Below are 24,661 nucleotides of genomic sequence, written 5' to 3'. Positions count from 1 at the left end.
CCACCCCGAAGGGCTTCATCGTTCGACTTGCATGTGTTAAGCACGCCGCCAGCGTTCGTCCTGAGCCAGGATCAAACTCTCCGTGAATGTTTACCCGTAATCGGGTGCACACCACGAGAGCGGAACGACCGGTCGGAATAGGACCAGTCGTTCACAGCGTCCTCGCTGTGTTGTTGCCTACCCGGTCACTAGGACCCGGCAGGGCTTTCAAAGGAACCTCGCCATCCGAAGATGGACGGGGTATCAACTAATCTGGCGTTGATTTTTGGCACGCTGTTGAGTTCTCAAGGAACGGACGCTTCCTTTGTACTCACCCTCTCGGGCTTTCCTCCGGGCTTTCCCTTCGGTCTTTCGTGTTTCCAGCTTAGCAGATCCGTTTTCCGTTTCTGCCACCCGCTGGAGCGGGTTTGCCGTTTCAGGAATTTGCTTTTCGCGCTCTCCCTTGCGGCGGGGTCAAACACTACCAGGCTTTTTCGCTCGCCCCGACCACACCCTCCGCAGGCATGCAGAGGTGTAGACCACTGGGGTTAGGATCTGGCTTGATAGGTGCTGCCGACTCACGACTCAGAGCCGCGTTGGGGTCAGGCAGGAGTACGACAGTACATCCCACCGTCAGTAGAGGCAAATCGTTTCGGGGTAGTCGCTAGGTCCGCCAACTGGTACGCAGCGTGCGGAACTAGGACTTCGTATGACATACGCTTCTGAACAGTACGCCGTCCAGGACAGGCAGTGACGGCGCCACACAATCTCCGCCCCTGGGAGGCTTCCCATGACAACCGTGACGTCGCCACTTGCTGGACGCGCCATCGGTCTCGCTGCTGTACCCGACCCGGTCTTCTCCGGCGCGATGGTCGGTCCCGGCACCGCCATCGACCCCGTGCGTGAGCCGTCGGAGGCCGTCTCGCCGGTCGACGGCGTCATTGTCTCTCTGCACCCGCACGCCTTCGTGGTCGTCGACGCCGAAGGACACGGGGTGCTGACGCACCTCGGCATCGACACCGTTCAGCTGAACGGGCAGGGCTTCGAGCTTCTCGTGAACAAGGGCGACACCGTGACGCGGGGACAGGCCGTCGTCCGTTGGAACCCGGCCGAGGTGGAGGCCGCGGGCAAGTCCGCCATCTGCCCCGTCGTGGCCCTGGAGGCCACGGCCGACTCTCTCTCCGATGTCGTCGAGGACGGCGATGTGAAGGCCGACGACCAGCTCTTCAGCTGGCGCTGACGTCGGCGTCGTCATCGTGACGACCGCTGGTACGACATTCATCGCGGCGGCCGGTGCCGCCGCTCTATCGGAGACGGGTGAGATGGAGACAACGCTGCGAGGCGTCGGCGTCAGCCACGGAGTGGCGATCGGCGAGGTTCGGCACATGGGTACGGCGGTGCTGGAGCCGCCGGCCAAGCAGATTCCCGCCGAGGAGGCGGAGCGCGAACAGGGGCGCGCCCGCAAGGCCGTGGAAGCTGTGGCTGCCGACCTGATTGCGCGCGGCAATCTGGCCGGGGGCGAGGCACAGCATGTGCTGGAGGCCCAGGCGATGATCGCCCAGGATCCGGAGCTCATCGCCGATGTCGATCGTCGGATCGCGGTCGGCAGCACGGCCGAGCGCGGTATCTACGACGCGTTCTCCCACTATCGCGAGCTGCTCGCGGGCGCGGGTGAGTACATGGCCGGCCGCGTGGCCGACCTCGACGACGTGCGGAACCGTATCGTCGCCCGCCTGCTGGGCGTGCCGATGCCGGGTGTGCCGGACAGCGACGAGCCGTACGTGCTGATCGCGCGGGACCTCGCTCCCGCGGACACGGCGCTGCTCGACCCGACGCTGGTCCTGGGCTTCGTGACCGAGGAGGGCGGGCCGACCAGCCACAGCGCCATCCTGGCGCGGGCGCTCGGGGTGCCGGCCGTGGTGGCTCTGCCGGGCGCCGGTGAGATCGGTGAGGGCACGGTCATCGCGGTGGACGGTTCCACCGGTGAGCTCTTCGTGAATCCCAGTGAGGAGCGGAAGGCACAGCTGACGGCGGCCGCCGCGGAGCGCAAGGCCGCGCTCGCCGCGTCCAGTGGTCCGGGCGCGACCTCGGACGGGCACAAGGTGCCGCTGCTCGCCAATGTCGGCGGTCCGGCGGATGTGCCGGCCGCGGTGGAGGCCGGGGCCGAGGGCGTCGGTCTGTTCCGTACGGAGTTCCTCTTCCTTGACGACAGCAAGAAGGCGCCGTCGGAGGAGAAGCAGATCGAGGCGTACCGCAAGGTTCTCGAGGCGTTCCCCGAGGGTCGTGTGGTCGTGCGGGTGCTGGACGCCGGTGCGGACAAGCCGCTCGACTTCCTGACGCCGGCGGACGAGCCCAACCCGGCGCTGGGTGTGCGGGGTCTGCGTACGCTGCTCGACCACCCCGAGGTGCTGCGGACTCAGCTGACGGCGCTGGCGAAGGCCGTCGAGGGGCTGCCGGTGTACCTCGAGGTCATGGCGCCGATGGTGGCCGACCGTACGGACGCGAAGGCTTTCGCCGACGCGTGCCGTGAAGCGGGGCTGCAGGCGAAGTTCGGAGCGATGGTGGAGATTCCCTCCGCCGCTCTGCGGGCGCGTTCGATCCTGCAGGAGGTGGAGTTCCTGTCGCTGGGCACCAACGACCTGGCGCAGTACACCTTCGCCGCCGACCGTCAGGTCGGTGCGGTGTCGCGGCTGCAGGACCCGTGGCAGCCGGCTCTGCTCGACCTCGTGGCGCTGTCCGCCGAGGCGGCCAAGGCCGAGGGCAAGAGCTGTGGTGTCTGTGGTGAGGCCGCTTCGGATCCGCTGCTGGCCTGTGTGCTGACGGGTCTGGGTGTCACCTCTCTGTCGATGGGTGCCGCGTCGATTCCGTATGTGCGGGCGACGCTCGCGAAGTACACGCTGGCGCAGTGCGAGCGTGCCGCGGCAGCCGCTCGCGCGGCGGACACCGCCGAGGAGGCCCGGGTGGCCGCGCAGGCGGTGCTGTCCGGGGAGTAGTCCGGATCGCTCGGTTGTGAAGGGGCTCCCGCCGTACGGCGGGGGCCCCTTCGTCGTCATTCTTCGGGGGCGAGGGGGAAGCCCGCGCGGTAGTCGACGCCGGGTTCCGGGGAGAGGGGTTCTCCGGTGCGGGCGTCGGTGCAGTAGGCGCTGAACACCTCGGCCTCGGTGAGGGGGTGCAGGGTGCCCTGGGTGAGGCGCCAGCCGTGGAGGCGGTCGCGGGCGCCCGGGTTGGTCGTGCGCAGGACCACTCCCCCGGGGCTTTCGTGGGCGATGCCGACGGCCAGGACGGCGACGAATTCGGCTGCTTCGCTGCTGTCGAGACGGGCGGGGCCTTCGGTGTCCTGGAGGGTGTGGAGGATGGCGAGGAGTTGTTCGTCGTCGGCGGGGACGCTGCAGACGAGGTGGTGGGTGCCGGGGCCGGCGGCTTCGAGAAGTCGCATGAGCAGGTGGGAGGCCCGGTCGAAGGCGGCCCGGCCGATGTCCTGTCCGCAGTCGGCGCAGTCGCCGGTGTCCGTGAGGAGTGTCGTGGCGTACTCCCAGGTGGCGCGGCGGACCGCCGTGTCGATGAGGGTGGGGACGAGGGTGGTCATGGGCTGGCCGGTGTACGGGACGCGGGCACCGGTGGCGGCCAGTTCGGCGGTGAAGCGGCTGCGGCTTGCGGGACGGTCGGGGTCGAGGCCGGTGTCCTCGCAGTACTGCGCGTACTCCTCGGGGTCGAAGAGGGCGACCGTGGTGTGCCCGCCCTGGGCGGCGAGTGCCTTGAGCAGGCCCTCGATCTGACGGAGGTAGGCCGAGTGGTCGTCGAAGGCGAAGGTGTCGTACCGGCGCATGGCGGTGAAGTCGTCCTCGTCGGCGAGGAGGCCGACGGTGCTGGGGACTTCGCGGCGCAGGGCGCGGCGCAGGGATGTGGTGGTGCCGGGTCGTGTCATGTCTCCCCCTGAGCGCTGTCGATCAGTGCTCACTCACCGTAACCGGCGCCACTGACAGTGACCGCTTGGCGAGGTGTCGGCGGACGAGGCGGTGCTGGCCGGCGCAGGTGGCGACGAGGCCGGCGCCGAGGAGGGGCCAGGCCAGGGGGCCGGCCGCGATGACCCCGGTGAGCAGGAGGGGGCCGGCGAAGCGCTGGGTGGCGGCGGCGAGGCCGTGGACTCCGAGGTAGGCGCCCTGCGCGTCGTCGGGGGCGAGGGCGACGGAGAGTTCCCAGGAGGCGGTGGCGTGGATGATCTCGGCGAAGGTGAGGGCGACGGCTGCCGCGACGAGGGCGGCGACGGCGACGGCCGGTCCTTCGACGGCCGAGGCGGCGAGGGCGAGGGTGCCGGCGACGAAGAGGCAGGCGAGGGGGACGAGGAGGCGGCGGGCCGCGTCGGTGGTGGCGCCGAAGCGGGCGAGGGGGACCTGGAAGAGGACGACGAGGACGCTGTTGAGGACCAGCAGCAGCGGGGCGAGGCCCACGGGGGCGTCGGTGGCGTGGACGATCCAGAGCGGCATGGCGACCTGGAGGATCGTGTCGTCGAGGAAGAGCGCGGCCTCGGTGGCGGTGAAGAGCAGGAAGGTGCGGTCGCGCCAGGGGTTGGCGGGCTTGGCACGCGGGGCCTCGGTGGTGGAGCCGGCCGCGACGCGGGAGGGTGCCGGCGGTTCGGCGCAGCGGAAGGTGAGGGCGGCCATCACGACGTACGTGAGGACGTTGCCGAGGAGCAGGAGCTGGAAGGCGGTGCTGGTGGCGACGGAGAGGGCGGCCGCGGCGCCGAGTCCGCCGAAGGCCCAGCCGAGGTTGGAGACGGTCCGGTTGATGGCCTGGTAGCGGACGCGTTCGGGGCCGGCGATGCGGGCGGCGTAGAGCTTGGTGAGGACGTTGGTCGCGCGGTCCGGGAGGGCGCCGATTGCCGAGTAGAGGACCAGCAGGGCGAAGTGGTCGGTGGTGAGGAGCGCGAGGAGGGCCGCGGCGCGCAGGAGTTGGGTGCCGATGAGGACGCGGGTGAGGGGGAAGCGGTCGGCGAGGCGTCCGGCGAGGGGTGCGCCCGCGATGCCGACGCCTCCGGAGATGCCGACGAGAAGACCGACCTGGGCGATGCCGAGGCCGGAGACGTAGGTGAAGTAGAGGGCGATCGAGGTGGCCCAGAGTCCGGTTCCGCACTTGTCGATGAAGCCGATGACGAGCATCCGGCGTCCGTGGACGCCTCCCGGGATGCGCTTCTTCCACGTCGAGCGGCTCACTCGGTCCCCCTTGACTTGAGCTTTGTATTGATACATAGTTCAGTACGTGGCAACACAATATTCGATTGTTGGGACGACGGCCAAGGGAATTGCCGCGTCCGTCGAGCAGGGCGTGGCCGAGGGCGGGCTCGGGCCCGGGGACCTGCTGCCTCCGGTCCGTCGGCTCGCGGACGAGCTCGGGGTCAGTCCGGGCACGGTCGCCACCGCGTACAAGGAGCTGCGGCGGCGCGGCGTCGTGATGACGCGCGGGCGGGGCGGGACCGTGGTCTCGGAGGTTCCCTCCGTGGCCTCACGACGGCCGCCGCGGGTCCCGGCCGGCCTGGTGGACCTGGCCGGCGGTCATCCCGACCCGGCGTTCCTGCCGGATCTTCGGCCGCCCGCGCTGGTTCGGCCGGGGTACGGATCCCACCGCGCGGCGCCCCGCCTCGGGGCGCTGGAGGAGCTGACCCGGGCCTGGTTCGAACGGGACGGGGTGCCCGCGGAGCATGTGACGTTCGCGCACGGTGCGCTGGACTGCATCGCGCGCCTGCTCTCGACGGAGCTGCGGCCCGGTGACGCGGTGGCGGTCGAGGATCCCGGGTTCCACCATCTGCTGGACCTGGTACCGGCCTTGGGGCTGCGGATGGTGCCGGTCGCGGTCGACGGCGAGGGCCTGGTGCCGGATGCCCTGCGGACGGCGCTGCGGGCCGGGGTACGGGCGGTGGTCTGCAGTCCGCGGGGACAGTGCCCGACGGGCGCGTACTTCGGCCGGGCGCGGCGTGACGAACTGGTGGCGGTGCTCCGGGAGTTCCCTGAGGTCCTCGTCGTCGAGGACGACCACAACGCGGACATCGCGGGGGCGCCGGCGTACACCCTTGCGGCGGCCGGTCTCGAGCGGTGGGCGCACGTGCGGACCGCTTCCAAGCATCTGGGGATCGACCTGAGGTGGGCCGGGCTCGCATGCGACGCGGCGACGCTGGCGCGGCACGACGGCCGGATGCTGATGACCTCCGGCTGGGTCAGTCACGTCCTGCAGGAGACGATGGCCGGGCTGCTCGGGGACCGGGCGGTGGCGGAGCTGGTGGCGGCGGGCGAGGCGGCGTACACCTCACGGCGCACGGCGCTGATCGACGCGCTGGCGGGCCGCGGGATCGCGGCGGTGGGGGCGAGCGGGCTGAACGTGTGGGTGCCGGTGCGGGACGAGTCGGCGGTGGTCAACGGACTGCGGACGCGGGGCTGGTGGGTGGCGGCCGGGGCTCGGTTCCGTATCGCCTCGCCGACGGCGGTGCGGATCACGACGGCGACCTTGGGGGTGGAGGCGACCGGGCGTCTGGCGGCGGACTTCGCGGAGGTGCTGGGCGAGGCTCAGACCACGTACGGGGGGTAGGGGAACGCCCCCACCCCCCGCCTCGTCACGTCACTTGGCCCGGTTGCGGGCCACCTCCTCGTAGAAGTGGAGCAGGTCGAGGTTGTCGACCGAGCCCGGGTTGACCGCCTTGGACATCGGGGTGCCCTGCAGGAGGCGCTTGACCGGCACCTCGATGCGCTTGCCCGTCAGGGTGTGGGGGACGCCGGGGACCTCGATGATGTCGTCGGGGACGTGGCGCGGGGAGAGTTCGGTGCGGATCGTCTGCTTGATGCGGGCGATCAGCGCGTCGTCCAGGCTCGCGCCCTCCGCGAGGTGGACGAAGAGCGGCATCCAGTAGCCGCCGTCCGGCTCTTCGAGGCCGATGACGAGGGATTCGCGGATCTCCGGAAGCCGTTCGACGGCCTCGTAGATGTCCGCGCTGCCCATCCGGACACCCTGGCGGTTCAGGGTGGAGTCCGAGCGGCCGTGGATGACGACCGAGCCGTGGTCCGTGATCGTGATCCAGTCACCGTGGCGCCAGACGCCCGGGAACATCTCGAAGTAGCTGTCGCGGTAGCGGCTGCCGTCGGGGTCGTTCCAGAAGTGGATCGGCATGGACGGCATCGGGTTGGTGACGACCAGCTCGCCGACCTCGCCGATCAGCGGCTTGCCGGACGGGTCCCAGGACTGCAGGTCGGTGCCGAGGCCGGCGGCCTGGAGCTCGCCGATGTGGACGGGGAGGGTCGGAACCGCTCCCGCGAAGCAGGAGCAGACGTCCGTGCCGCCGCTGACCGAGGCGATCCAGAGGTCTTCCCGGACCTCGTCGTGCAGCCACCGGAAGCCGTCGGGCGGCAGCGGGGAGCCGGTGGTCGCGACGCACTTGATCGCCGAGAGGTCGAAGTCCCGTCCCGGGTGGACGTCCGCCTTGGCGCAGGCCATGACGTACGCGGCGGAGGTGCCGTACAGCGTCGCCCCGGTCCGTTCGGCGACCCGCCACTGGGCGCCGGTGTCGGGGTAGCCGGGGCTGCCGTCGTAGATGACGACGGTGGTGCCGGTGAGCAGGCCGGAGACGAGGAAGTTCCACATCATCCAGCCGGTGGAGGTGTACCAGAAGAACACGTCCTCGGGGCCCAGGTCGCAGTGCAGGCCGAGCTGCTTGAAGTGCTCGATCAGGATGCCGCCCTGGGACTGCACGATCGCCTTGGGCAGGCCCGTCGTGCCGGAGGAGTACAGCACCCATAGCGGGTGGTCGAACGGAACCTGTTCGAAGACCGGCTCGGTGTCGGCCGAGGTGAGGGCCGACCACTCCAGGGCGCCCTCGGGGGCGTCGGTGCCGAGCAGCGGGATGTGGACCACGGCGCGGAGCGTGGGGAGTTCGGCGCGGAGCTCGGCGACGGTCTCGCGGCGGTCGTGTTCCTTGCCGCCGTAGCGGTAGCCGTCGACGGTGAACAGAACGACCGGCTCCACCTGCTGGAAGCGGTCGAGGACGCTGCGGGCGCCGAAGTCGGGTGCGCAGGAGGTCCACACCGCGCCGACGGCGGCCGTGGCGAGGAGGGCGGTGACGGCCTCGGGGATGTTCGGGAGATAGCCGCTGACGCGGTCGCCGGGGCGGACCCCCAGGGCGCGGAGTTCGGCGGCGAGCGAGCCGACCTGGCGGCGCAGCTCGGCCCAGGTGATCGGGCGCGGCTCATGTGTTTCGTCCACATGGAGCAGGGCCGACTCATGGGGGCGCTCGGCAGCGGCGCGCAGGGCGTGCTCGGCGTAGTTGAGGGTGGCTCCGGGGAACCACTCGGCGCCGGGCATGGAGCGGTCGCCGAGGACACGCTCGTACGGCGTGGAGAAGCGGATGTCGAACCACTCGGCGACGGCCTGCCAGAACGACTCCAGCTCCTCCACCGACCAGCGGTGCAGGGCCGGGTATCCGCCCTCGGCCGGGGCTCCGTGTCGCTCGGCGGCCCAGGACTGGAAACGGGTGACCGCGGCGGCGGCGATGCGTTCCTCGTCCGGCTGCCAAAGCGGCTCGGTGTGCGCTGATGTCATGGGGCGGCTCCTGGGCGTACGCGGGGTCTGCGTGTGTCGCGCGCACGTGCGGGGTGTGCGCGTGACGCGGCTGACAGGGACGATGCCATGGGAGCGGCTTTCGCACCAGGGTTCCCCGCCCATGGTCGGGCCTCTGAATATGTGCTCCCACCACGGGTGAACGGCAGTTGAACGAACCGCGCGCGGGCCCTGCCGAATGGCAGGGTGAGCTGCATGGACGGTCGTGAGCTGGTGCGTTCGGTGAGGGTGTTCGGATCGGTGCAGGGATTGCGGGCGGTGCGTTCGGCGTGGCGGCAGCGTCGTACGGATGCATGGGGGCTGCCGCCGAGAGGGACGGAGCGAGCCCGGGTGCCGGGGCCGGTCGGCGAGGCGGAGCCGCTGCCGGGTGGGGGGATCGTCCGGTTCGCCCGCTCCGACCTGCGGATCAGCGTGTCGGCGGGAGGCACGGTCTTCTGGGGCTGGGACGGGGCCGAACCGCTGCCCTCGTACGCGTTGGAGGGTGAGCCGCCCGAGCCGGACCCACGGGCCGAGCTGGAGCCGGACACCGACGGCGGTTGGCGTGTGGTGTCGGAGCGGGTGACGGTCGCGGTGTCCCGGCACGGGGCGGTGGAGATCCGTACTCCCGGGGGTGTCGTGCTGCGCCGGGATCTGCCGCCACGCTGGTGGGAACCGGTCGCGGGTGGGCCCGCGCGCTGGGTGCAGCGCAGCGAGGTGCCTGCGGACGCGCGGTTCTTCGGGCTCGGCGGGCGGTCGTCGGGACCGCGGCTGCGCGACGGTTCGTACCGTTTCTGGAACACCGACCCCAAGGCAAGCTTCTCCCCCGGCGACGATCCGCTGTACATCACGATGCCGGTGCAGTTCGTCGTCTCGGACGCCGGCACGCATCTGGCCTTCCACGACAACTCCTGGGACGGCCGGATCACGCTCACCGAAGGTGAGGAGGGCGCGGGTTCCGGACACGACCGGCCGGGGACCAGCGAGGTCCGGATGGGGGGCGGCCCGCTGCGCTGCTGGGTGGTGGTCGGCACCCCCGCGCGCGTGCTCCACGGCTGGGCGGCGCTGACGGGGGCGCCGGCGCTGCCGCCGTCCTGGGCGCTGGGTCCGCAGCACGCGCGCTGGGGGTTCGGCAGCGAGCGGGAGGTAGGGCGGGTGGTGGCCGGCTACCGCGAGCGGGGACTGCCACTGTCCGTACTGCATCTGGACATCGATCACTACGACGCGCACCAGGTGTTCACGGTGGACCGCGAGCGGTTCCCCGATCTGCCTGGGCTCGCGAACGAGTTGCGGGAGCAGGGGGTACGGCTGGTGTCGATCGTGGACCCGGCGGTGAAGGCGGAGCCGGGGAACGCGGTCTACGACGGCGGGACGGCCGTCGGCGCGTTCGTCCGCGACGGGCGCGGGAACGAGGTCCACGGGGTGGTCTGGCCGGGCGAGTGCGCCTATCCGGACTTCACCGATCCGGCGGTACGGGAGTGGTGGGGCGGCCTGTACGAGGAGCGGCTCGAGCAGGGCTTCTCCGGGATCTGGCACGACATGAACGAGCCGGTCTCCTTCTCCCCCTTCGGGGACCCGTCGCTGCCGCGCTCGTCCCGGCACGCCCTCGAGGGGCGGGGTGGCGACCACCGCGAGGCGCACAACGTGTACGGGCTGACGATGGCGAGGGCCGGATACGAAGGGCTGCGCCGGTTGCGGCCGGACGAGCGGCCCTTTCTCTTCTCCCGCTCGGGCTGGGCCGGGATGCAGCGGTACGGCGGCACCTGGTCCGGTGACGTGTCGACCGGCTGGCCGGGGCTGCGGGCGTCCTTGTCGCTGGTGCTCGGGCTCGGTCTGTGCGGGGTGCCGTACTCGGGGCCGGACGTGGGCGGCTTCGACGGGAGTCCGTCTCCGGAGCTGTTCCTGCGCTGGTTCCAGCTGGGGGCGTGGCTGCCGCTGTTCCGTACGCACGCCGCGATCGACGCGGGGCGCCGTGAGCCGTGGGAGTTCGGGCCCGAGGTCCTGGGGCACGCGCGCGTGGCGCTCGCCGAGCGGGAGCGGATGCGGCCGTACTTCGTGACGCTCGCCCAGCTCGCCCGGCTGACCGGGGCGCCGTACGCCCGGCCGGTGTGGTGGGGCGCGCCGGAGGACCGGGCTCTGCGGGACTGCGAGGACGCGTTCCTGCTGGGCGACGCGCTGCTCGTGGCGCCGGTTCTCTCCCGGGGCGCCGACCGGCGTGCGGTGCGGCTGCCGCGCGGGCGCTGGTACGACACGGCGACGGGGCAGGCGTACGAGGGGCCGGGGCAGGTTCTCGTCGACGCGCCGCCGTCCCGTATCCCGGTGCTCGCCCGTGCGGGGGCGGTCATTCCCGTGCGGGGTGCGGACGGGGGTCTGGAGCTGGAGGTGTGGGCGCCGGCGGCCGGACGGACGGGCGGTGGGCTCGTCGTCCGGGACTCCGGGGACGGGTGGGAGCCGGCCGAGATCGAGCGGTACGCGTCGCGGCTCGTGGACGGCCGGGTGGTGGTGGAGCGGGTGACAGACACGGGCGCGGAGGAGGTGGCACTGCCGGTGCGGGTGCGGGGCCTGGCCGGGTGATGGTCACTCGGCCCGGCGCTCCCCGTCGGTGACGGTCACCCGGCCCGCCACGCCCCGTCGGTGACGGTCGCCCTGCTCGCCGCGCCCCGTCCCTGACGGTCTTCAGCCGTCGCAGGCGTATCTCCCGGCGAACCAGCGCCGTACCGCCTCCGTGTGCAGAGGGAAGGCCAGTTCCGTCGGGGCGTGGATCAGGTGCCGGCCGGTGGTCTCGTCCGTGGGGGCGGAGGGCGGCAGTTCGGCGGCCGGGCGGGGCCTGAGCAGGCCGAACAGGAGTAGGTGGCCGGCCGGGGAGCTGAGTGCGTCGGCGAGCCGTACCTCCCCCGCCGACGCCTCGATCCCGGTCTCCTCGCGCAGCTCGCGGACGACGGCGTCGCGCCAGTCCTCGCCGTGGTCGATGAAGCCGCCGGGGAGCGCGACTCCGCCCCTGGCGGGTTCGATCGAGCGGGTGATGACGACAAGTCCGGTGCCATGTCCGTCCGTTACGGGGAGCAGGGCTACGGCGACGGGCAGCGGGTTGCGGTAGGCGACGGAGCCGCAGCCGGCGCACCGGCGGGGCCAGGCGGTGGGCTCGGCGTAACGGGTGCCGCACGCGGAGCAGTAGGAGTCCTTCACGGCAGGACCGTATGCGATCACCCTTTCCCGTGCCTCCCGGAACTGATAGACGGTGCACATGACACGACTTGCTTCCGTTTTCCGCACCCTCGGCGTGCTGGCGACCGCCGGTCTGCTCGCCGCCACCGCGGCCGTGCCGTCCGCGCAGGCCAAGCCGGAGCCGAAGGCCCCGAAGGAGTTCGTGGCGCTGAGCTCGGTGGACCGGACGATCATTCAGGAGATGCGCTACACCACGGAGCACAACTTCGTGGGCGAGGCGGTCGACGGCTACCGCCAACCGCTGTGCATCCTGACCCGTCCCGCCGCCGAGGCGCTGCATCGGGCCCAGGTGAAGCTGCTCGCGCGGGGCTACTCGCTGAAGGTCTACGACTGCTATCGGCCGCAGCGGGCGGTCGACCACTTCGTCCGCTGGGCGAAGGATCTCCAGGACGAGCGGATGAAGAAGGAGTTCTATCCACTGGTCGACAAGTCGAGGCTGTTCGCCGACGGTTACATCGCGGAGAAGTCAGGGCACAGCCGGGGTTCGACGGTCGACCTGACGATCGTCAAGCTGCCGGCCGCGCCCACCCGTCCGTACGTGCCGGGTGAGCCACTGGTGGAGTGCTACGCCCCGCAGGCCGAGCGCTTCCCCGACAACTCCGTCGACATGGGCACGGGCTTCGACTGTTTCGACACGCTGTCGCACACCGACGATCCCCGGATCCAGGGCGCGCAGCGGGCCAACCGGCAGCTCCTGAAAGGGACGCTCGCGGAGCAGGGATTCGTGAATCTGCCCGAGGAATGGTGGCACTTCACGTTCAAGCCGGAACCGTTCCCGAGCACCTTCTTCGACTTCCCGGTGGCGCGGCGGTCGGTGGCCGGTCACTGACATCGGAGAGGTGACGTCCGGAAGATGGCGGGCGGCCGGGACCACCCCCGTGGGTCCCGGCCGCCCGTTCCGTACGTAGGGACGCGGTAAAGGCCGAGATGGTTCTCAGCCGGCGGCATCCATGGCAGACTCCTGACGCTTCGTCAGATCAAGTGGATCCCGAGGTCGGGGAGGGCCGTCGTGGCACGGACGCGCAGACCGGTGGTGGCCGGATGGTTCACGGACGACGGCGGGGAGGGCGGGGCCGTCGGGGAAGGGGACTTCCGGCTGCTCGGCACCCGCTGCACGGCCTGTTCCTCGGTCTTCTTCCCACGCGAGGACTCCTGGTGCCGCAACCCCGGTTGCCCGGGCGGCGGCGAGCTCGTCGAAGCCCCGCTCTCCCGGCACGGCCGCGTGTGGTCGTACACCGACGGCCGCTACCGCCCGCCCGCGCCGTACGTCTCCGATCCGGACGCGCCCTGGGAGCCGTACACCCTGGTCGCCGTGGAGCTGGCGGCCGAGGCGATGGTGGTGCTCGGGCAGGCCGCGCCAGGGGTGCGGACCGCGGACCTCGCCGTCGGCATGGAGGTCGAGGTGGTGCCGGGAGTCCTGAACGAGGACGACGCGCACATCTGGACGACCTGGCACTGGCGGCCGGTGCACGCGCGCGTGGCGGAGGAGGGGTCGTGAACGACATCGCCGTGCTGGGGGCCGGGATGCACCCCTGGGGCAAGTGGGGGCGCAGTTTCGTCGAGTACGGGACCGTGGCGGCCCGTGCGGCGCTCGCGGACGCCGGGCTGAGCTGGCGGGACGTCGGTTCGGTGGTCGGCGCCGACACCGTGCGGTGCGGGTATCCGGGCTATGTGGCGGGGGCGACCTTCGCCCAGGCGCTCGGCTGGCAGGGGGCGCGCGTCACCAGTGTGTACGCGGCCTGTGCCTCCGGGGCACAGGCGGTCGGCGCCGCGCGGGCCCAGATCCTCGCGGGCCTCGCGGACGTGGTGCTGGTCGTCGGCGCGGACTCGGCGCCCAAGGGCTTCTTCGCCCCAGCAGGCGGGGAGCGGCCCGACGATCCCGACTGGCTGCGCTTCCGCGTCCTCGGGGCGACGAACCCCGCGTACTTCGCGCTCTACGCCCGCCGCCGGATGGCGCTGTACGGGGACACGGTCGAGGACTTCGCCCAGGTCAAGGTGAAGAACGCGGCCGCCGGGGCGCTCAATCCGCTCGCGCGCTACCGCAAGGCGGTGAGCGCGGAGGAGGTCGCGGCCTCGGCCGTCGTGGCCGACCCGCTGCGGCTGCTCGACATCTGCGCGACCTCGGACGGGGGCGCGGCCCTGGTGCTCTCCAGCATGGACTTCGCCCGCCGGCACGGGCATCCGGACCCCGTCCGCATCCGGGCGGTCTCCACCGTCACACCGACGTACCCGAAGGCGGTCCTCGACCTGCCCGACATCGCGACCGACTCCGCGGTCGCCGTCTCCCCAGCGCCGGACAGCTTCCGTGCGTCGATCGCGCGGGCCGCGTACGAGGAGGCGGGGCTCGGGCCCGAGGACCTGTCGCTGGCGGAGGTGTACGACCTGTCCACCGCGCTGGAGCTGGAGTGGTACGAGGACATCGGTCTGTGCGCGGCGGGCGAGGGCGCGAAGCTGGTACGGGAGGGGGCCACGGCGCTCGGTGGCCGCGTCCCGGTCAACACCAGCGGAGGCCTGGGGTCCTTCGGCGAGGCGGTGCCCGCCCAGGCCGTCGCGCAGGTCTGCGAGCTCACCTGGCAGTTGCGGGGCACGGCCGGCGACCGTCAGGTGCCCGGCGCGCGGGCCGGGATCACCGCGAACCAGGGGCTGTTCGGGCACGGCTCGGCGGTGGTGGCGGTGCGCTGATCCCGCCACCGGCCCGTACCCACGGCGGGTGCCGGCCCCGCCACCGGCCCGTACCCGCCGCCGGCCAGTCTCAGGTGGCGACGGGCGTGGCGCCCTGGTCCGCCAGGACCAGGGCGTGCTCGACGACGGCCACGAGGACGTTCTTCACGGACTCCCGGTCGCGCGCGTCGCACATCAGCAGCTCGACCTCGGGGTCGAGGTCGAGCGCCCCGCGCACGCTCTCGGCCGGGAACCGGCGGGCGCCCTCGAAGCAGTTGACCGCCACCGTGAACGGGATGCCACGCCGCTCGAAGTAGTCGATCGCCGCGAAGCTGTCCTCCAGGCGACGGGTGTCCGCGAGGACGATCGCCCCGAGCGCGCCCTGGGCCAGCTCGTCCCAGAGGAACCAGAAGCGGTCCTGGCCGGGCGTGCCGAAGAGATACAGGACCAGGTCGTCGCGGAGGGTGATCCGCCCGAAGTCCATCGCGACCGTGGTGGTCGACTTGTTCTCGACACCGTGGAGATCGTCGACGGGCCGTCCGGCCTCGCTCAGGATCTCCTCGGTGCGCAGTGGTCGGATCTCGCTGACGGCGCCGACCAGCGTCGTCTTGCCCACTCCGAAGCCGCCCGCGACCAGGATCTTCAGCGTCACCGGTTCGACGAGCGGCTTCTTGCGGCTAGAGCGCCCGAAGGCCATTGATCACCTCGCGGAGAATGCTCACGTCCGGCAGCTCGGCCGGCGGAACGGGGCGGGTCACATGGACGAGTTCGTCCTCGACGAGATCGCCGACGAGGACCCGGACGACCCCGACGGGGAGATCGAGTCCGGCGGCGAGCTCGGCGATCGACTGGGGGGTGTCCGAGCAGCGTTCGACGATCTCCACATGTTCCGGGGAGAGCGTCTGGTCCCGGCCTGGATCGTCCGCGGCGGGCTCGGGCACCACCACGGCGATCAGGTCCAGGCGATGACGGGTGGCGGCGCTGGTCCGGCCGCGGGTCATCGCGTACGGACGGACGACCGGCCCGGCCTCGTCGTCGAACCAGTGGTGGGCCGGCTCCGGCCCCTGGTCCTGCTGGTCTACGTCAGTCATCCCCGTTCCCCCACTCACCCTCCGGCGGACAGTCCGGAGCGAGGGGCCGTCGCGAGGTGGGCGCCGACCCGCTTGACCATCAGTGTCATCTCGTAGGCGACCTGGCCGACGTCCGAGTCGGCGTCCGCGAGGACGGCGAGACAGCTGCCGTCGCCCGCCGCCGTGACGAAGAGGAACGCGTCCTCCAGTTCCACGACGGTCTGGCGGACCCTGCCCGCCTCGAAGTGGCGGCCGACGCCCTTGGCGAGGCTGTGGAAGCCGGAGGCGACGGCGGCGAGGTGCTCGCCGTCCTCGCGGGTCAGCTCCGCGGAGGCACCGGTGGGGAGTCCGTCGCTGGAGAGCACCAGAGCCTTGCGGATGGACGCGACCCGCTGGACCAGCTCGTCGAGGAGCCAGTTCAATTCGCCGTCGGCGTTTCCGGAAGTGTTGGTTGCTGCGGCGTTCGGTGCGGTCATCGACCGTCCCCCTCGGGTGTCGTTCCTGGTGCTGTTGTCTCGGCGTTCTGCCGTCGTCCGCGCTGCCAGCCGCGCTGCATGGAGGCCATGCGGCTGCGCACTTCCTCGGCGTCGCGCTCGAAGTCCGTGTCGGCGGAGGCCGCGGAGCCGGTGGACGCCTTGTCGTCGGGGCGTTCGCCCGCCTCGCGCAGCTGGGGCGCGAGGCTCGCCTGGCGGACCCTGCGGGGCAGTCCGCCGAACGGCGCGGGCCCGTCGGGCGGTACGGAGCCGTCGGGCGGTACCGGCACCAGCGTGGGAGGCGTTGCCCTCGGGTCCCCGGGCTCCTGGGCGGAGGACGGGTGGGCGCGGCCCGGCTCGTCGATCCGGCGACCGCGGTCGACGACGAGCGTGGGCGGGCGACGCCGGGGCAACGGCACGGGGCCGCGCTCGGGCGCCCGGTCGAGCTCCTTGTCGTGCGTCTGGTCCGGGGCCTGCTGGTGCTGCTCGGCGCCCGGGGCGGGGGCGAGGCCGCGGCGGTGGCCACGCGGGCGGAAGAGGCCGCCGCGTTCGCTCTCGGTGTCCTCCAGGTCCGCCGCGGACGAGTCGAGCAGTTCCTCGAAGCCGGAGGTCCCGAGGGGCGGTTCGAGCTCGACGGGACCGTCCAGCGGGCCGTCCAGGAGCGAGGAGGCCGCGGAGCGCGTGGCCCCGGTGGCCCGGGGCGCGCCGCCCTGCACCTTGGTGAGAGCGGGCCGGCGTCCCGGCTGCTCGGCGGCGCCCTTCTCCCGGTCCTGGAGCCCGCGGTCCAGGGTCTTGCGGTCCAGTCGGAAGCCCGCGCCCTGGGTCTCGGGCGCGTCGGTGAGCAGGGCGGCCGGGATGAAGACGACCGCGGTGGTCCCTCCGTACGGCGAGGGCTGGAGCGAGACGCGGACGTTCTGGCGCTGGGCGAGCCGGCTGACCACGAAGAGGCCGAGGCGGTCGGTGTCGGAGAGCTCGAACTCGGGGGTCTCGGCCAGCCGGAGGTTGGCGTCGAGCAGAGCGTCGGGGTTCATGCCGAGGCCGCGGTCGTGGATCTCCAGGGTGAAGCCGTTGGCGACCCGCTCGCCGAGCACCTGGACGGCGGTGTGCGGGGGCGAGAACACCGTGGCGTTCTCGAGGAGTTCCGCGATGAGGTGGGTGAGGTCGGCGACGGCGGGGCCGCCCACGCCGAGGCGGGGTAGGCGGCGGACCTCGATCCGCTCGTAGTCCTCGACCTCGGCGACCGCGGCGCGGACGACGTCCATGAGCTGGACGGGCTTGCGCCACTGGCGGGACGGGGCGGCGCCGGACAGGATCACCAGGCCTTCGGCGTGGCGGCGCATGCGCGTGGTCATGTGGTCGAGCCGGAACAGGTCGGCCAGTTCCTCGGTGTCCTCGGTACGCCGTTCCATGGTGTCGAGGAGGGTGAGCTGGCGGTGCAGCAGCACCTGGTTGCGGCGGGCCAGGTTGACGAAGACCTCGGAGACTCCGCGACGCATGTCGGCCTGCTTCACGGCGGCCTCGACGGCGGCCCGCTGGAGAGTGTTGAGGGCTTGGCCGACCTGGCCGACCTCGTCCTCCTCGTACCGCAGTTGCGGCACCTCGGTCTCGACGTCGACCTGTTCACCGGCGGCGAGGCGGCGCATGACGCTGGGCAGGCGTACGCCGGAGACCTCCTGGGCCTCCTTGCGCAGCCGGCGCAGGTCGCGGACGAGTTCGCGGCCGACGCGGACGGAGACGACGACGGAGACGAGCAGGGCGACAAAGCCGAGGACACCGGCGATGCCGGCCTTGAGCAGCACGCTGTAGGCGGCGGGCTGGACGCGCTCCTGATAGCGGTCGCCGGCGGCGGTGTTTTCATGCGCCAGGTCGTCGAGGACCGGAGTCGCCCGCTCCTCCCAGCGCTTGGCGGTGATGGCGCGCGGGTCCTCGGTGGGCCCGGCGGCGATCAGGGCCTCCTCGGCACGGCGCAGCGGCTCGGTGTCGGGACTGCCCCAGTACTTCTCGAACTTCTCGCGCTCGACGGTGGGCAGGACTTCGAGGTTCACCTCGTAGAACTGCTTGCGGTAGGCGACGAGGTCGGTGACCGTGCGGAGTTCCTCGGCGGTGACGCGTTCCGAGATGAGCGCGGAGACGACCAGGGCGTCCTCGCGGGAGAGCATCTCCCGGCCGCGGACGATGCCGACGAGGGCGCGGCCCTGCTTGTCCATCTCCACGTTCTCGAGCGCGTGGAGGGTCATGAGGAAGCTGTAGCAGGGGTCGACCAAGCGGTTGTAGAAGTCGAGGGCCTGCATGCGGTCGATGGTGCGGTTCTCCACGGAGCGGCGCAGCGCGTCGAGGCCGTCCAGGGCGGACAGCAGCGACTCGAGCCGTTGCGAGGCGAGGGGCCGCATCTCTTCCCGTACGCCGGAGTCCGCGGCGTTCCGCCGGATGAGGGCGATCTGCCGGTCCGTGGCCTCGCGCTGCTCGCGCAGGGTGGTGAGGGAGTCCGAGGCACGCGGATCGGCCAGATAGATCAGCGACTGGCGGCGTTCCTTCTGGATGACGCGGGCCGTGTCCTCGATGGGGTAGCCGACCTTCTCGACGATGTAGCCCACGTCGAGGAGTTGGTCGGCCTCACGGCCGGTGAGGACCGTCGCGAAACCCCAGAGACCGGTGAGGGACACCAGGGGCACCAGCAACAACGCCACGATCTTCCGGCGGATGGACTTCCCGCGAAAGCGCATGGCCTCCCCCAGTTCGGCCTCCACCCGGCGCGGAGGTCCTTCTTTGCGACGCGTGGCGTCAACTCACAGCGTCAACACATGGCGTCAACCATCACATTCAACAAACGGCGGCGCGAGCCTACTACTGCATCACAGCCAACTCGAAGGCACGTCCAAGTGATTTTCAGCCTCTCGAGTGAGCGTTGATCATGAGATGTCCTGGTATTCGAGGAGTTGGGATTCGCCACTGTGGCGCAGGACACCTGGCGGGACGCCGCTGAAGCGAGTACGGCAGATGGCCTGAACTGTTCGTTCCGGTACGAACGTGGGGAAACCTTTTCCCGCTGTCGAGCGTCATTGTGTACGGGGAGGGGTGTGTCCGTGTAAAGCCGCTCAAGACGGGCAGCCACCCCTGAGGACGGGTCAGCGGTGGGGAGTGACGACACAATGGTGCACGAGGCGCGATCGGCGCGGCAGTTGTGGGTGGAGGACGAGAAGGGCCGGCGCCGGATGCCGGATCCGGTGCGTGCCGCCGCCGTACGGGCCGTGCTGCTCACGTCGGTGACGCTCATACAGGGAATGGTGGCCTTCCTCTGCGCGGTCACCGACTCCTGGCTCGCGTTTCCGATGCTGCTCAGCTCTGTGGGCAGCACGGTCGTGGCGACCTGGAGCGTGCTCGACGTATGGGTGACGCGTCAGGTGTGGCGACAGCGGAACGGCGTGGTGTCGGAGCCGAGCAGTGCGGCGCGCCAGCCGCGTCGCGAGCGGCGCCGGGCGCGGAAGACCGCGCAGCTGCAGGACGGCGAACCGGGGCATGGGGCGGCGGGGATACGGCGCGACACGGAGACTCCGCGGTACGAGCAGCCGGCTCGGGAGCAGAACCCCGCTCGGGACGGGCAGTCGCCTCGGGAAGAGAAGCCTGCTCGGGATGAGCAGCCCGCTCGAGGCGAGAAGCCCGCTCGGGATGAGCAGTCGTCTCGGGAGGAGAGGACGGCTCGGAGTGAGAAGCCCGCTCGGACGGCAACGCGCGCGCTGTCCGAGGCCGCTTGAGGCGGGAGCCTGCGTCGGCGCGGCCCTGAGACGGGAGCCGGTCGGCCTGAGGCGGGAGAGTCGAGGAACGGCCCGGTCCCCTTGCGGGGCCGGGCCGTTCCTCGTGCTCACTGCGGCACGGGCTCCTCCGCCGGCGTGCGGCGGAACATCCGGGTCGCGGTGATCTCGCCGTGGATGGCCTCGCCCTCCGCGCTCGGCTGCGGCAGGCCCGGGCGCAAGTGCTCCTCCACGCTGATGTACTTCAGCCCGGCCCGCAGGTCGGCGTCGTTGCGCAACCGGATGACCAGCGGGAACTCCGCGAGCGCGGTCGTGTCGAACAGACCGGTGGTGTAGAGCAGCTGGACGCCGAGGGCGTCCGAGACGGCCCGCTGGAGCTCCAGCAGATACGTGGCGTTGGCGCGGCCGATCGGGTTGTCGAGGAACAGCGTGCCCGCGTGACGGTGCTTGTCCCGGCCCCGGTCGTTGGAGCGCAGCGCGGCCATCGTGCAGTACAGCGCGATGGCGGCGGTGAGCAGCTGACCGCCGGAGAACACATCGCCCATCTGCCCGACCGGGACGCGCTCGGCCCGCAGCACGGCGTCCGGCTTGAGGATCTCGACCGCGATGCCGCGCGGTTCGAGCGCCGCCTGAACGCCACGCAGGAGCAGGGACATTCCGTCCCGGCGCAGGTCGGAGTTCTTCTTGACGGCGGCGCGGGTCGCCTCGTCGATGACCTCCCCGAGCCGCTCGGTGAGGGTGGCCTGGTCCGGCTCCTCGAAGCGGATGCGCAGGAACTCCTGCCCCGACCACTCGCCGAGCCCCTCGGGCAGCCGCGACAGACGCTGTGCCGAACGGAGCGTGGTCAGCGCGGACTCCACGAGCCCGCGCAGCCGGTCGACGATGGAGTCGCGGTTGCGCTCCAGCTGCTCCAGCTCGTCGGTGAGGACCCGGAGCCGCGGCGCGAACGCCTCGGCCCACTTCGCCGCGTGCTCGGGCAGCGCGGCCGCGGGCAGTTCGCGGATCTGCTGCCTGGCGGGGGTGCGGACCTGCTCGTAGCGGGTGGAGTTGGCGTGCCGGACGAGGATGTCGCTGGCCTCGCGGACGGACGCGTCGGCCGCGGACAGCTCGGCGGCGCAGGCGCGCAGTGAGCGGCGGGCCTCGGCGGCGGTGTGCCGGGCCTCCTCCAGCGTGCCGGGGTACGTCTCCGGGCCGTCCTCCTCGTCCTCCGCGTGGTCGCGCAGCTGGTCGCGCAGGAGCGCCGCGGTCTCGTCGAAGCCGCCCGCCGCGTCCTCGGCGGCGCGGTGGGCCCGCAGCAGGCCGGCGTGCGCGGTGCGCGCGGCTTCCAGGGCGTCGCTGCGGGAGGCGAGTTCGGCGGTCGCGGTACGGAGCAGGGTCTGGGCCTGCTCGGCGTCGACGGGGACCTGGTCCTCGGGGAGCTCGGTGTGCGACTCGCCGTCCTCGGGGGCCAGTCGTTCGGCCTCGCCCCGGAGCCGGCCGAGCTTCTCGCTCGCCTCGGACGCACGGGTCTCCAGCATCTGGACCAGGGACTCGGCGCGGGCCGCGGCGGCCTGGCGGGACGGGCCGTCGGCACCGTCGGTGGACTCCAGAAGCTGCTCGGCGCGGGTGCGGACCTTGTTGGTGAGCCGGTCGAGCTCGGCGAGGGCGGCGGACTCGTCGCTCTCGGCGCGGGCCTGTTCGGCGCGCAGGTCGGCGCCGACGCCCACCTTCTCGTAGAGCTGGGACGCGGCGCGGTACGCCTCACGGAGGGTGGGCAGCGCGGTGCGGGGGGCGGCCGCCTCCTCCTCGGGGAGCTGGTCGGGGGCGCCGGCGATCTCGGCACGCTCCGCCCGCAGGGCGCGGGCGGTGCGGTGGGCGTCGTCGGCGGCCCGCTGGGCGGCGCGACGGTCCTCGTCGGCGGCGCGGGCGCGCTCCAGGCAGGTCTGGGCGCGGGCCTCGGACTCGGTGGCGTCGTCGGCCAGTTCACGGAGCTTGGCCTGCCAGGCGGACCGCTCGCGCAGCCGGAACGCCAGGCCCGCGAGGGCGTCGGCGACGCGGCGGGCGCGCTGGGCGGCCTCCTGGCGCTCGTCCCGTACGCGGGCGGCGTCGGCGGATGCCTCGTCGGCCTCCGCCCGTACCGTGCGGGCCTCGGCGAGGGTGGCCGCGGCCGCCTCGGCGGCCTCGCGCGCGGCGGCGGCGACGGCAGCCAGTTCGGCGAGCATGCCCGGCGGGCAGTCGGCTCGCCAGGAGCCGATCCGGGCGGCGAGCGAACGGTCTCCGGTGAGCCGGGCCGCGAGCGTACGGATCTCCTCGTCGCGCGCGGCGGCGCGGGCGCGCAGGGCGTGCCGCTCCTGGTCGGCGGCGTGCTCGTCGTGCATGGCCGGGTTCGGCGGGACGAGGAACACCCCCGCGTCCTCGCCGGATTCCGGGCTCGGGACGGGCGCGAGCAGCGCGGCGGCGGTGCCGACGGCGACGGTGGAGCGCGGCAGCAGGGCCGCCGTGCTGAGCACCTCTCGGGCGCGGGCGTACGAGACGGGGTCGGTGATCACGACGCCGTCGACCAGCTCGGGACGGGCGGCGAGCACGGCCGCGTGGTCGGCGGGGTCGACGGCCTGGGCGAGGTAGCGCCAGCCCGGGAGCGCCGGGATGCCCTGCTCGCCGAGGTACTCGACGGTAGCGAGGACGTCCGGTCCTGGCGGCAGCAGCCCGCCGTCGCCGAGGGCGCCGAGGATCCGGGAGTCGTCGGCGGCGGCGGTGCGCAGGTCGAAGAGCTGACGCTCGGCGGAGGCGATGGACTGGTCGAGCAGCCGCCTGAGCTCGTCGGCGTACCGGTCGAACTCGGTGACGGTGAGGGGGCCGTGGGTCCCCTCGGGACCGGAAGGTCGGATCGGGGAGCCGGGCGCCGCGGCGAGCCCGAAGGCGGCGCCGGGGGAACCGGGTGCGGCATCCGAGTCCGCGCCGGGCTCGCCGGACGCGCCGTGCGACAGGCCGGAGGACGTCGGTCCGGGGCCTCCCGGCTCGGAGCCCGCTCCCACACTGCTCTCTCCCGCGCGCTGGCCCGGGAACGGGGAGGTCGGCTGCGCGGGGAGGCTCAGCAGTTCGGCCAGGCGTTCGTCGGAGGCGAGGGACTCCGCGGCGCGGCGCTCCGCGTCGTAGGCGTTCTCGGCGGCCTCGGCCGCGTCCGCGGCGCGCGCGGCGGCGAGTTCGGCGCGGGACTCGGCGGCAGCGGCCTCGCGGGCGCGGTCGGCGGCCGTGCGAGCGGCGTCGCGGGCCGCGTCCCAGGCGGCGACCGTGGTCTTCTCGGCGTCGCTCGCGGCGAGCGCCGCGCGCGCCGGGTCGGCGTCCGGGGCGGAGTCGTCGAGCCAGCCCGCCCGTACTGCCTCGGCGGTCTCCTGCTCGACCTCGGCGAGGCGCTGGCGCAGGTGGCCGGCCTCGCTGCGGGCGCGCTGGGCCTCGGTCGCGGCGGCGGTGGCGTCGCGGTGCGCGGTCTCGCCGGCCTCCTGGAGGGCCGCGGAGCGCTCCTCCTCCTCCGCGGCGTGCCGCTCACCGTCCTCGGCGGCGGCGTGGAGGGCCCGTACGAGATCGGCGGCGGCCTTGGCGCGGGCGGCGAGCGCGGGGGCGGCGTCGCGCTCGGCCTCACGGATCGCGGCGGCCACGCGCGCGGAGCGGTCGCCGGCCGCTCGGTGGCGGAGCACGGCCTCGGCGGCCTGCCAGGCGGAGTGCAGTGTGCGGGCGTCGGTGAGCTCGCGACGCTGGGAGGCGGCGCCCTTCTCGGCGACGGTGAGTGCCAGGGAGGCGTGCCGGTAGGCCAGTTCGGCGGCGATGAGGGAGCTGCGGCCGCGCGCGGTCTCAGCCTCGGAGACGGCGTGCGCGGCGGAGGTGACCTGCTGGGCGAGTTCGGCGGCGCGGCCGCGTTCCTCGGTGGCGCGGGCGGAGAGGCGGCGGGCGAGCGTACGGGTGCGGCGCTCGGATCCGGCGTGGACGTCACGCGCGCGTGCCCGGGTCTCGGCGGCTTCGACGATACGGCCGAGGAGGTCGACGGAGCCCGCGGTGAAGTCCCGTTCGGCGGTGAGTTCGGCGCGTCGGCCGAGCTTGTTGCCGAAGCCGCTGACGAGGTCGGCGAGGCCGTCGGTGTCGCGGGTGTCGGTGACGGCCCGCAGAAGGAGATCGGTGAAGTCGGAGTCCTTCTTGACCGCGAAGAGGCCGGCGGCCTCGCCCTCGTCGGCGTTCATCTCCCGCTGGTAGCGGAAGAGTTCGGGGTCGAGACCGAGGTCGCCGAGGTGCTCGTTCCAGCGGTCGTGGATCTCCTCCCAGTAGACCTCCAGGTGCGGGTACGCCTTGCCCGCCTCCGTGAGGGCGTCACGGAAGCCCTTCATGGTGCGGCGCCGGCCCTGCGCGCCGGAGGCGCCCTCGACGGGAGCGCGGACGGCGGTGGACTCGGCGACCGGAAGGTTGTCCAGGCTCAGGCCGGGTCCGGGGCGGAAGGAGTACCAGGCCTCGGCGAACTTCCGCGGGTCGTTGGAGACCTGGCGTCCGCGCCACTCGCTGGCCTTGCCGACGACGACGAGTTCGCCGGTGAGGGTGTGCTGCCACTCCAGGGCGACATGGCCGCAGTCGTCGGCGAGCAGGAACTTGCGCAGGACGCCGGAGCTGGCGCCGCCGAGGGTGTTGCGGTGGCCGGGGAGCATGACCGAGAAGATCAGCTTGAGGAGGACGGACTTGCCGCCGCCGTTCTCCAGGAAGAGCACGCCCGCGGGCGCGGGGCGGCGCGGCGGGCCGACCGGCTCCTCCTCGAAGAACTCCGCCTGGGTGGGGGCGGGGTGGGGCACGGGTGCGCCGACTCCGCGCAGGTCCAGGACGGTGTCGGCGTAGCGCGCACCGGCGGGACCGATGGAGTAGAGGCGGACCCGGGACAACTCGTACATGGCGGCGGACTCTCGTCGTGTCTGTCTGG

The 24,661-nt window shown here is 72.5% G+C and carries 16 protein-coding genes, 1 rRNA gene and 1 pseudogene; 8 read left to right on the top strand and 10 right to left on the bottom strand.

Annotation, left to right across the window (positions count from 1 at the left end):
• Window positions 1-87, bottom strand: a 16S ribosomal RNA gene (locus tag ABZ939_RS02295); the annotation flags it as partial.
• Between the two features lie 682 nt (window positions 88-769).
• Between ABZ939_RS02295 and ABZ939_RS02290 the strand changes: the two genes are divergently transcribed.
• Window positions 770-1,219, top strand: a complete 450-nt coding sequence (locus tag ABZ939_RS02290; protein ID WP_361847893.1) for a PTS glucose transporter subunit IIA — start codon at window positions 770-772, stop codon at window positions 1,217-1,219.
• An 82-nt stretch (window positions 1,220-1,301) separates the two neighbouring features.
• Entirely contained in the window at window positions 1,302-2,972 is a 1,671-nt protein-coding gene (gene ptsP / locus ABZ939_RS02285; protein ID WP_361847964.1) for a phosphoenolpyruvate--protein phosphotransferase, read from the top strand.
• A 56-nt stretch (window positions 2,973-3,028) separates the two neighbouring features.
• On the opposite strand, the gene ABZ939_RS02280 is transcribed toward ptsP, so the two are convergent.
• On the bottom strand, window positions 3,029-3,904 hold the full coding sequence (locus ABZ939_RS02280; protein ID WP_361847890.1) for a hypothetical protein: 876 nt from the start codon (window positions 3,902-3,904) through the stop codon (window positions 3,029-3,031).
• A gap of 22 nt (window positions 3,905-3,926) precedes the next feature.
• A complete protein-coding gene (locus tag ABZ939_RS02275) occupies window positions 3,927-5,189 on the bottom strand; it encodes an MFS transporter (RefSeq protein WP_361847887.1) in 1,263 nt (420 codons plus the stop codon).
• Between the two features lie 46 nt (window positions 5,190-5,235).
• Here ABZ939_RS02275 and ABZ939_RS02270 point away from each other — a divergent pair, with 46 nt between their 5' ends.
• Window positions 5,236-6,555, top strand: coding sequence for an aminotransferase class I/II-fold pyridoxal phosphate-dependent enzyme (locus tag ABZ939_RS02270; protein WP_361847884.1), 1,320 nt, complete (start codon window positions 5,236-5,238; stop codon window positions 6,553-6,555).
• Window positions 6,556-6,585: 30 nt separating this feature from the next.
• On the opposite strand, the gene ABZ939_RS02265 is transcribed toward ABZ939_RS02270, so the two are convergent.
• Window positions 6,586-8,556, bottom strand: a complete 1,971-nt coding sequence (locus tag ABZ939_RS02265; protein ID WP_361847881.1) for an acetoacetate--CoA ligase — start codon at window positions 8,554-8,556, stop codon at window positions 6,586-6,588.
• A 213-nt stretch (window positions 8,557-8,769) separates the two neighbouring features.
• Between ABZ939_RS02265 and ABZ939_RS02260 the strand changes: the two genes are divergently transcribed.
• A complete protein-coding gene (locus ABZ939_RS02260; protein ID WP_361847878.1) occupies window positions 8,770-11,124 on the top strand; it encodes a glycoside hydrolase family 31 protein in 2,355 nt (784 codons plus the stop codon).
• Between the two features lie 102 nt (window positions 11,125-11,226).
• On the opposite strand, the gene ABZ939_RS02255 is transcribed toward ABZ939_RS02260, so the two are convergent.
• Entirely contained in the window at window positions 11,227-11,796 is a 570-nt protein-coding gene (locus ABZ939_RS02255; RefSeq protein ID WP_361847875.1) for an NUDIX domain-containing protein, read from the bottom strand.
• Between ABZ939_RS02255 and ABZ939_RS02250 the strand changes: the two genes are divergently transcribed.
• The 3 genes from ABZ939_RS02250 (at window position 11,795) to ABZ939_RS02240 (ending at window position 14,457) form a co-directional block, all read left to right on the top strand.
• Window positions 11,795-12,604, top strand: coding sequence for a M15 family metallopeptidase (locus ABZ939_RS02250; protein ID WP_361847872.1), 810 nt, complete (start codon window positions 11,795-11,797; stop codon window positions 12,602-12,604). The two genes, ABZ939_RS02255 and ABZ939_RS02250, sit on opposite strands and share 2 nt — an antisense overlap.
• 180 nt (window positions 12,605-12,784) lie before the next feature.
• Window positions 12,785-13,273 carry a zinc ribbon domain-containing protein gene (locus tag ABZ939_RS02245; protein WP_361847869.1) on the top strand — a complete coding sequence of 163 codons (489 nt, stop codon included), beginning with the start codon at window positions 12,785-12,787 and terminating at the stop codon, window positions 13,271-13,273.
• A complete protein-coding gene (locus ABZ939_RS02240) occupies window positions 13,270-14,457 on the top strand; it encodes a lipid-transfer protein (protein WP_361847866.1) in 1,188 nt (395 codons plus the stop codon). Before ABZ939_RS02245 ends, ABZ939_RS02240 begins: the two co-directional genes overlap by 4 nt.
• A 70-nt stretch (window positions 14,458-14,527) precedes the next feature.
• On the opposite strand, the gene ABZ939_RS02235 is transcribed toward ABZ939_RS02240, so the two are convergent.
• From ABZ939_RS02235 to ABZ939_RS02220, 4 genes are read right to left on the bottom strand one after another with little or no spacing between them, the layout of a single operon-like run.
• Window positions 14,528-15,133, bottom strand: a complete 606-nt coding sequence (locus ABZ939_RS02235) for an ATP/GTP-binding protein (RefSeq protein ID WP_361847863.1) — start codon at window positions 15,131-15,133, stop codon at window positions 14,528-14,530.
• Window positions 15,114-15,527: a DUF742 domain-containing protein gene (locus tag ABZ939_RS02230; RefSeq protein WP_361847860.1), complete on the bottom strand. Its 414-nt coding sequence runs from the start codon at window positions 15,525-15,527 to the stop codon at window positions 15,114-15,116. The genes ABZ939_RS02235 and ABZ939_RS02230 overlap by 20 nt, the downstream gene beginning before the upstream one ends.
• A gap of 14 nt (window positions 15,528-15,541) precedes the next feature.
• Entirely contained in the window at window positions 15,542-15,982 is a 441-nt protein-coding gene (locus ABZ939_RS02225; protein WP_361847857.1) for a roadblock/LC7 domain-containing protein, read from the bottom strand.
• The gene (locus ABZ939_RS02220) at window positions 15,979-18,702 is read right to left on the bottom strand and encodes a nitrate- and nitrite sensing domain-containing protein (RefSeq protein ID WP_361847854.1); all 2,724 of its coding nucleotides are present in this window, start codon (window positions 18,700-18,702) and stop codon (window positions 15,979-15,981) included. The genes ABZ939_RS02225 and ABZ939_RS02220 overlap by 4 nt, the downstream gene beginning before the upstream one ends.
• 426 nt (window positions 18,703-19,128) lie before the next feature.
• Between ABZ939_RS02220 and ABZ939_RS02215 the strand changes: the two are divergent.
• Window positions 19,129-19,473 (top strand): annotated as a pseudogene (locus ABZ939_RS02215) (hypothetical protein); the annotation flags it as partial.
• A gap of 365 nt (window positions 19,474-19,838) precedes the next feature.
• On the opposite strand, the gene ABZ939_RS02210 reads toward ABZ939_RS02215, so the two are convergent.
• Window positions 19,839-24,632, bottom strand: coding sequence for a hypothetical protein (locus tag ABZ939_RS02210; RefSeq protein WP_361847851.1), 4,794 nt, complete (start codon window positions 24,630-24,632; stop codon window positions 19,839-19,841).
• Between the last annotated feature and the right edge of the window lie 29 nt (window positions 24,633-24,661).

Source organism: Streptomyces sp. NPDC046712, from assembly GCF_040645695.1.
Classification (GTDB): domain Bacteria; phylum Actinomycetota; class Actinomycetes; order Streptomycetales; family Streptomycetaceae; genus Streptomyces.
This window is presented reverse-complemented; position numbering and strand designations above follow the sequence as displayed.